The sequence below is a fragment of the Lacticaseibacillus camelliae DSM 22697 = JCM 13995 genome (genome assembly GCF_001311195.1).
Lineage (GTDB): Bacteria > Bacillota > Bacilli > Lactobacillales > Lactobacillaceae > Lacticaseibacillus > Lacticaseibacillus camelliae.
The window spans coordinates 1-7,443 of record NZ_BBAJ01000100.1 but is presented as its reverse complement, the minus strand read 5'-3'; the positions used below and the strand labels follow the sequence as shown (position 1 = coordinate 7,443).

Genomic DNA, 7,443 nt, shown 5'->3' with positions numbered 1-7,443 from the left:
CTTTGCCGTCCACCTTTTTCATCCACATACCGGTGTCCGTCCAATGTAAGCCATTGAACAAGTGCAAGTGCCAAGTGTTGCGCCAGTCAGCAACCTTGATGTTGGTCATGCTGGCGGCAATCGCCATTGAGGCCGGGATAAAGAGCTGGACGAAGATTGCAATTAAGGCGGCGAATACCGAGGTTCGCCGAACTGCTTTCATCAATGTAATTCCTCCATTCTAGATTTGAAAAATTGGTATATCTTGTTATTAAAAGAGGGAGTGAGTATCACTTCAAAGGTTGCAGGCAGCAATGCACAATCAACTACAAAATAAATAGACCGCCCGGACATTGAGAGGTCTAAATTTGCTGTTGATATGAAGTTTTCTCCAATTTGCACCGTGCAACTTTTATGCTGCTTCCAAAGCTGTTTTTTTGTGATATAATTGGGCTTATTGAAATTCAAAAGCCTTTAACGGCGCCCATTTGCGCTCATTCGGCTTTTCGGGGCAACAGAGTGGGAATAAGTTTATTGCACGTTCAAACGTTGGTCAATCAGCGTTTGGACGTTTTTTTTACCTGAAACTTGAGAAGTGTAGGGTGAGAGTCGGTGGCTGAAATGAGAACGGTGGGATTGCGGACTTTGAGGGCAGTCAGCCAACAAGTCGTATAATTAAACTGGCACTTGCCACACATTTGGAGGCGTCATTATGAATTACAACTTAAAGCCTATGAAATATTTTGTTGACGTGGTGCAGACCCACGGCTTTAGTTCGGCAGCCAAACGCAATTATGTTTCAGAAACGGCGGTATCCTCAGCAATCAGGCATTTGGAGGATGATTTGGGGGTACAGTTGATTAACCGCACCCCTACTTCACTGTCACTGACCGCTTCCGGCCAATTCTTTTATCTGCGGGCGGTTCAAGTATTGGAGGCCTATGGTGAAATTTGGCGTCATCCGGAACAACAACCAGCAGGCCTGCTCAGGATTCACTTTCTTCAAGGCTTGGAAGCTGACGCGGCTGCCTTTGCTGAACATCTCGGACCCAGCAGGCAGTTGAGTTTTGATGAAGAACCCTTTACTGATGCGTTCACGCGGCTGCTGGCGCATGATTATGATATTTTGATCGGATTTGAACTGGCGTTTAGCGGCAACACCAAGCTTCAGGCCTTTCCGCTGCGCAAAGTCGGCTTTGATGTGCTGTGCAACACGCAAGCACTGGCGACGCAGCCTGATGCGCCAACGCTCAGTCATGCCGGCAAGCTGTATTTACAGCACTGGAAGTCAACTGGCATTGCCGATATCCAGGCGGTCATGGTCAATAAGTATGCGCATAACGGTTGGGGCTATGCTTCAATCGCACAGGTAAACAGTTTTCAAGCCGCCGCGTTGGCTGTGAATTTCAAGGGCGGCGTGGCGCTGGTGCCGGATGACTTCAGAGTACCTGCACATTGTAACAACCTCACACGGCTATCACCGAAGCATTTGGAACAAGCCTTCAACGTGGTCGCGGCAATTAGTCGCGATCGCCAGGAACTATTTGAAGGGATGATTCTTAAAGCGATAAGTTCAAGTTATCGCTGACAACTATTCGATGTTGGCAGGTTTTATGAAAACGCTTTATCCTTTACTTGTTGGATACTTCACAATAAGAAAGGATGCACCACCATGAAGACGTTAAAGACTCAAGTCGTGATTGTTGGCAGTGGTTCCGCAGGCTTGTCGGCGGGGTTTGAATTGTATCAGAAGAAGATCCCGTTCATCATGTTGGAGCGTGGGGATAAAGTCGCGGTGCCGGGAAGTTTGGGGCCCATGGCGTGTTTGCGGTCCACTCTAAGCAGCAACTCGATAAGGGTGTGACCTATGACTATGCGGATGCGTTCAAGGGGTTGACGAGCTATAATCACTATTTTGTTAACGGCGAACTCCTGGCGCGCTTTCTCAAAGATTCCGGTGAGAATATTGACCGAATGGCGGCAATGGGATTAGCCACCACGGTTGAGCAAAGTGAACAGAAAGCGCACCTCAATGACCCACTGGTTTATCACAAGTTCAATAACTTCAAGTCAAAAATGGCCACTTGGGATGCTTGGCCGCAGAAATTTGAGGACGCCGGGAACCCTGTTTTGACTGAAACTTGGGCAGTTGGTTTGGACTATGATCCCCAAGCAGGCCTTAAAGGCGTGCTTGCCAAACAAGCTAGCGGTGAAGACCTGCGCATCGAAACCAAGAAAGTGATTTTTGCCGACGGTGGGTATTGCGGCAGTCCGGAAATGATGGCGGCCAAATACGCTGATAATGACGCGTTGCTGAATTTAGGTGAGCGCAAGGCCGACGGCACTGGAATCAAGCTGTGCGCGAAATACGGGGCCAACGTGGCTCACAATCCGGTCTTGTTTGCCCATGGGTGTGCGCCAAGCTTGCGAATCAACCCGATGCGGCGCCAAAGCAGTGTGGAAACATTGACCAACTTGCCGCTGCTTTGGGTCGATCAAACCGGGAATCGGTTTGTTAACGAAGACATTGTCTATGACTTTGCGATGTGGGCTAATGCCGCGCACAACGTTCAAGGCCAATATAGTGTGATCCTCGATCAAGCCACGCTGGATCATTTTCGCGATCATCTGGTGCCGATGGAAGATACTTTTGAACGGCAATTTCTCGAACCAGGCCAAACGCCAACTGGCACAGTCGGCCGATCCCGGCGATTCAAGCAGACTTTGAGGATGCCATCGCGCATGGTGAAGTCGTCAAAGCCGATACAGCCGAAGGACTTGCGGACAAATTGGGGTTGCCGATCGCGGCCTTTGAACGCACCCTCAAAGTTTATAACCAGGCTGTTGCCGATGGGCAAGATGATACTTTCTTGAAGCCGGCGGCGGAGTTGAAGTTTGGAGTCAATCAGGGTCCGTTTTACGCGATAAAAGAACATTGCGCAATTTTGGGCACACTCGACGGGGTCGCTGTCGATCGCAATTGCCAGCCGGTGACCAAAGCCGGGCAACCGTTAAAGGATCTGTACATCGTCGGCAACAATGTCAACGGCTTGTATTCAGATGGTTATCCGAGCTATGAAGGAATCGCCAACGGGTTTGCGTTTGTCTCGGGCTGGATTGCTGCGGCTGAGGCGGGTAAAGCCGTTCAGGAGGCAGAATAATGTTAGAAAATAAAGTGGCATTGATTACCGGTGCGGCGCAAGGAATCGGTTATGGGGTGAGTGTCGCCTTCGCTAATGCCGGGGCCAACGTGGTGTTGACCGATTATCAACCCACCGTAGTGGAAGTGGCGCAATCCCTGAATGGGCAAGCCTCAGGTACGGTGATTGGCTTGGTCATGGATGTGACCAAAGACGACTCGATTGCTGCGGCGCTGTCACAGGTGATGACGCAGTTCGGTCGCTTGGATTATGTCATCAATAACGCTGGTGGCGGCGTGCTGAAGCCGTTTGCCGAGCTCACGAATGAGGATTTTGACAAGACTGTTGGTCTGGACCTTGTTGGAACGTTCAAGTGCATGCGCGCGGAAATCAACCTGTTCCTGAAGCAAGGCTTTGGGTCAATCGTTAATACCGGCGCGCTGGGCAGTTTCTACGCCCCGGGTGGTTTTGGCGCTTATAATGCGGCCAAAAATGGCATCATGGGCATGACGCAAGCGGCCGCTGTCGACTATGCCGATCAAAATATTCGCGTTAACTGTGTGGCCCCTGGACTGACCAAAACGCCGCTGAACGATGGGGCGTTCATTGATACCATGACGCCAACGGTCCCAATGAAGCGTTACGAAACGGTTGAAGAACTGGCCAAAGTGTTCGTCTTTGTTGCGACTGAAGCGACCTTCATGACCGGGCAAACCGTCGTGGTCGATGGCGGGGTCAGTGCTGGATTGAAACAGGAGGCGCCACATGCCTGAAGTGGTCATCATTGGCGGGGGCCTATCAGGACTCGTCGCGGCCATCACTGCGCGGCAGGCGGGGTTGTCCTGTGTAGTGATTGAAAAAGGACGTAGCCTCGGCGGCGACGGCAACTATGTGGAAGGCGTGATGGGCGTGGATTCAAGGCTTCAACAGCAAGCCGGCATCACCATCGACCGCACGCGGCTGTTGCAAGATGAGCTAAATTATTCCCATTACGAAGCCAGCGCACCGCATCTCAAGCAGTTGATCGACCATTCTGGCGAGACCATCGACTGGCTAGCGGACCAAGGGGTGAAGTTTGCCAGTGTTGGCCCGCAAGGGAAAAGCTGGCCCACCATTCATGCCTTTGCCGGCGGTGGCCACGCGGCTGTGGCAACATTGGTGGCTAAAGCGCGTCAGCTTGGCGTGGAATTTTGCATGAGTACCAGTACCCAAAAATTATTGCAGACTGCTGGGCATCTTTCAGGCGTTGAGGTCATGAACGAGGTCACCGGGCAAACGACAAAAATTGCCACTGACAACGTGATCTTAGCCACCGGCGGCTATGTGGACAATCCCGAATTGGTCAAAAAGCAAACACCATTATCAGACCGGCTGATGAGTGTCAGTGATGGCAAATCCACTGGCGATGGCATGCAGTTGGCCTGGGCGGCTGGTGCGATGCATGACAGCATGGGTGCACTCCAGTTTGGTGGTGGGGCAATTTTTGACCCGATGCTGCCGCCATTCATGCATATGACCTCTGAAATTGGCGTGGCTGCAACTCAGGAAGCAATTTTGTGGGTCAACCAGGTCGGTGACCGTTTCGTGAATGAAGATGTGAATGACAACATGTGCCACGCAGGGAATGCGCTGCTTGGTCAAGCGCGGACGTTTGCGATTTTTGACGCTGAAGCCGTCAAACATTTAAGCACGGTCGGGTTGTACAAGGCAGTGGGCAATTCTCCATTTTCACCCGATACCTTAAGCAAGTTGCCTGATGAATTAGCATCGGACTTAGCCGCGCATCGCAAATATTTGGCGAAAGCCGATAGCTTGGAGACTTGGCAGAACAGTTACATTTACCGAATTTGGTTGATTCCGTTGCCCATTATAATCAGCAAGTCGCGGCCGGCGTTGATGCTGATTTTGGTAAAGCTTCGGCCTATCTCACGCCGGTTAAGGATGGCCCATTTTATGCGGTGACCCTAGGCGTGGGGATGGCGTGTGCGATCGGCGGCTTGCGCATCGATACGCACAATGCAGTGCTGAATGCTCATGGGTATCCGCTTCCGGGACTATATGCGATTGGTAATGATGCGGCGGGGATGCTGGTCGGCGATACCTATGCCGTCACCTTGCCAGGCAGCACCGCGGGGTTTGCAGCCTTTTCAGGGCGCAACGCGGTCGCGGCAATCGTTCAAAACAAATAATGTTGAGGCGGCGGAGGCGTTAAACGTTTTTATCCCCGAGTACAAGTGCCTCTGGGTCACGATTCTGAAATGGAAGCGCGGCGCAGGGGCATTTGTGTACTTTCTGAAAGGTGAAGAGGTTATCTTGTGGGGTGGCTTTTTGATGCGCATATTTTGCTCGCCTTAAAGGGTATGCTAATCGTAACCTTTTTCTTCAAGAATGATACAGTGAGTCATGTTTCGATCTCAGATTTTGGTTTCAACTAATCATGGTCAGCTCATTTAGAAGCTCAATAGCTTGAGTTGTTATATCCGTAAATTGCAAGAACAAGTTAGCGGTCAAGACTTGCGCATCGCAGACAAGACAGTGATTTTTGCCCGTGGTGGGTATTGCGCCAGTCCGGAGGGTGATGGCCACGCCATACGGTGACAATGACGCGTTCCTGAATATAGGTGAGACGGCACTGGATCAAGATACGGAGCGACCGTGGCGCACAATCCGGCCTTGTTTGCGCTTGGGTGTGGACCAAGTTGTCGAATCATTCCGATGCGGCGTCAACGCAGTGTAGGAACGCTGGCCAACCTGCTGCTTTGGTCGATCACTGGCGAAGAAATATAAAGTGCTTTTAGCCAATCACAAGCGCCGGTACACGACGATTCGTCCTTTCAATCGTGGTGTACCGGCGCTTGTTGTGACTTGTTGTTGCACAATGTTCTGCAACTAGTTGTGTCTCTTGAGTGGTGCGGCCTCTGTCGGCTTAACAATTCATGGCGGTAGTTACGATGCGAGTGATTAGCTCAGGCAGTGCTTTGCGAGAGGATGGTGAAAATGAGAATTTAATGACGAAGGCCAAGACGGTGGATTAGCGCTTCGTTCTGCGTCCTGCCTGAATGGCGGTAACTCGGCGTTCCTTGAAATAATGACATGCTTGCGAGAAACATTTTCGCTAGCTGTACAATGCTGAGACCTGATGGCTTTGCTGCCATGAGAAAAACTGGCAAAGTGCGGCAAAGGAAATGGTGTTTACCTTTTTGAGGTGAGAGGCATTAGCTCACTTATATTTAGAAAAAATTTTCACCGGTGCGCCCACGTCGGGAAGGATTGCTGCTTTTTGCGGCAATTGAACCAGAGCGGAACGTGATTGCTAGGTGACCTCAATGCTATCCGCGTTGTTGCCTGGCCAAAAAAATGACAAATCACCGTCTAATGATTCTTATCATAATCAAATAAATTACAGATTTTGTAATGACAAATGAAATATTTTTGAAATATTAGCCGGGACGTTATAAAACGTGTTAATGCTTACACACTTGTGTTTCCAATGTAAGCAAGTCACACCGGGGAAAACGATAAGACACATGTGCTTGAATTAGATAATTTTTATAAATAACGAGGGTAAATCTCGGTTATCTTATCAAATAGCCATATTGCGCTCATCAAATCCTCAGGATATAATTTCTCTCATGTGAATATTGAGGGTATCACTCTCGATACTAAGCAGTTGTTTGAAATCTTTTGAAGCAGTAGAAGGTGATGAATCACACAGATGTTAAGGCGTTATACGGGGCTCCGTGGGACGCATTGGGAAAAAGAGAAGTAAATGTGGTGATGTATGGCGGCGTAATCGTTTGGCCTCGTTGTGGGAACGGGGTCACGGCGGCCGCCTCATCCAGTGAAATCTAGGGGGATAGTCATTTGAATCAAAACAGAAAAAAACATGAGGTCGGACACCTCTTACTGCTCTCTACGCTGGTTTTGGGCTTTAGTGTCCAGGCTTTGGAAGACGCACAGGCGGTGCGGGCGGCGGTCACGACGACTGCAGCTGTCCCGACCATCACTAAAGCGACTGCGCTTAAGGTACCCAAGAAGAATGCTGATGGCGTTTTCAAGGTTGCGGACAGTCAATCGCTTGAGGATGCTGTCCGCGCTGAAACGTCGGCCACTGCGCATGCCGGTACCGCCAAGCTTTGGGCGAATATCAAAGCGCAACTGGAAGCGAAGGGAATCGACACTAGTGGCATGACCGTTGGCGACACGAAGGACGAAACGGTTCGGGTCGTTGTTAACACAAATGGCGAAGCGGGGTCGACGCCGTTAAGAGTGATGATCCGACTTACAAGCAAGCAGACGCTGCGGAAAATAAGGCCTCAATTTT

At 50.4% G+C, this 7,443-nt stretch carries 8 protein-coding genes; 7 read left to right on the top strand and 1 reads right to left on the bottom strand.

Annotated elements, in window-relative coordinates; genetic code table 11:
- Positions 1 to 202, bottom strand: a 202-nt coding sequence (locus tag JCM13995_RS12320; RefSeq protein WP_054666103.1) for a hypothetical protein, incomplete at its 3' end; no start/stop codon positions are given.
- 489 nt (positions 203 to 691) lie between these two features.
- Here JCM13995_RS12320 and JCM13995_RS12315 point away from each other — a divergent pair.
- From JCM13995_RS12315 to JCM13995_RS12290, 7 genes are all read left to right on the top strand, one after another.
- On the top strand, positions 692 to 1,567 hold the full coding sequence (locus tag JCM13995_RS12315) for a LysR family transcriptional regulator (protein WP_082397862.1): 876 nt from the start codon (positions 692 to 694) through the stop codon (positions 1,565 to 1,567).
- A gap of 233 nt (positions 1,568 to 1,800) precedes the next feature.
- Positions 1,801 to 2,853 (top strand): FAD-binding protein, encoded by a 1,053-nt coding sequence (locus JCM13995_RS12310; protein ID WP_225350890.1) that lies wholly within the window; start codon positions 1,801 to 1,803, stop codon positions 2,851 to 2,853.
- A complete protein-coding gene (locus JCM13995_RS16380; protein ID WP_225350889.1) occupies positions 2,769 to 3,140 on the top strand; it encodes an FAD-binding protein in 372 nt (123 codons plus the stop codon). The genes JCM13995_RS12310 and JCM13995_RS16380 overlap by 85 nt, the downstream gene beginning before the upstream one ends.
- Complete coding sequence (locus tag JCM13995_RS12305; protein ID WP_054666100.1) at positions 3,140 to 3,892, top strand: SDR family NAD(P)-dependent oxidoreductase; 753 nt, start codon at positions 3,140 to 3,142, stop codon at positions 3,890 to 3,892. The genes JCM13995_RS16380 and JCM13995_RS12305 overlap by 1 nt, the downstream gene beginning before the upstream one ends.
- Positions 3,885 to 5,081, top strand: coding sequence for an FAD-dependent oxidoreductase (locus JCM13995_RS12300; protein ID WP_054666097.1), 1,197 nt, complete (start codon positions 3,885 to 3,887; stop codon positions 5,079 to 5,081). Before JCM13995_RS12305 ends, JCM13995_RS12300 begins: the two co-directional genes overlap by 8 nt.
- Positions 4,967 to 5,308, top strand: a complete 342-nt coding sequence (locus JCM13995_RS16375) for an FAD-binding protein (protein ID WP_225350888.1) — start codon at positions 4,967 to 4,969, stop codon at positions 5,306 to 5,308. Before JCM13995_RS12300 ends, JCM13995_RS16375 begins: the two co-directional genes overlap by 115 nt.
- 1,675 nt (positions 5,309 to 6,983) lie before the next feature.
- Positions 6,984 to 7,443 (top strand): hypothetical protein (locus JCM13995_RS12290; RefSeq protein WP_054666092.1); only part of this gene is annotated, 460 nt, incomplete at its 3' end.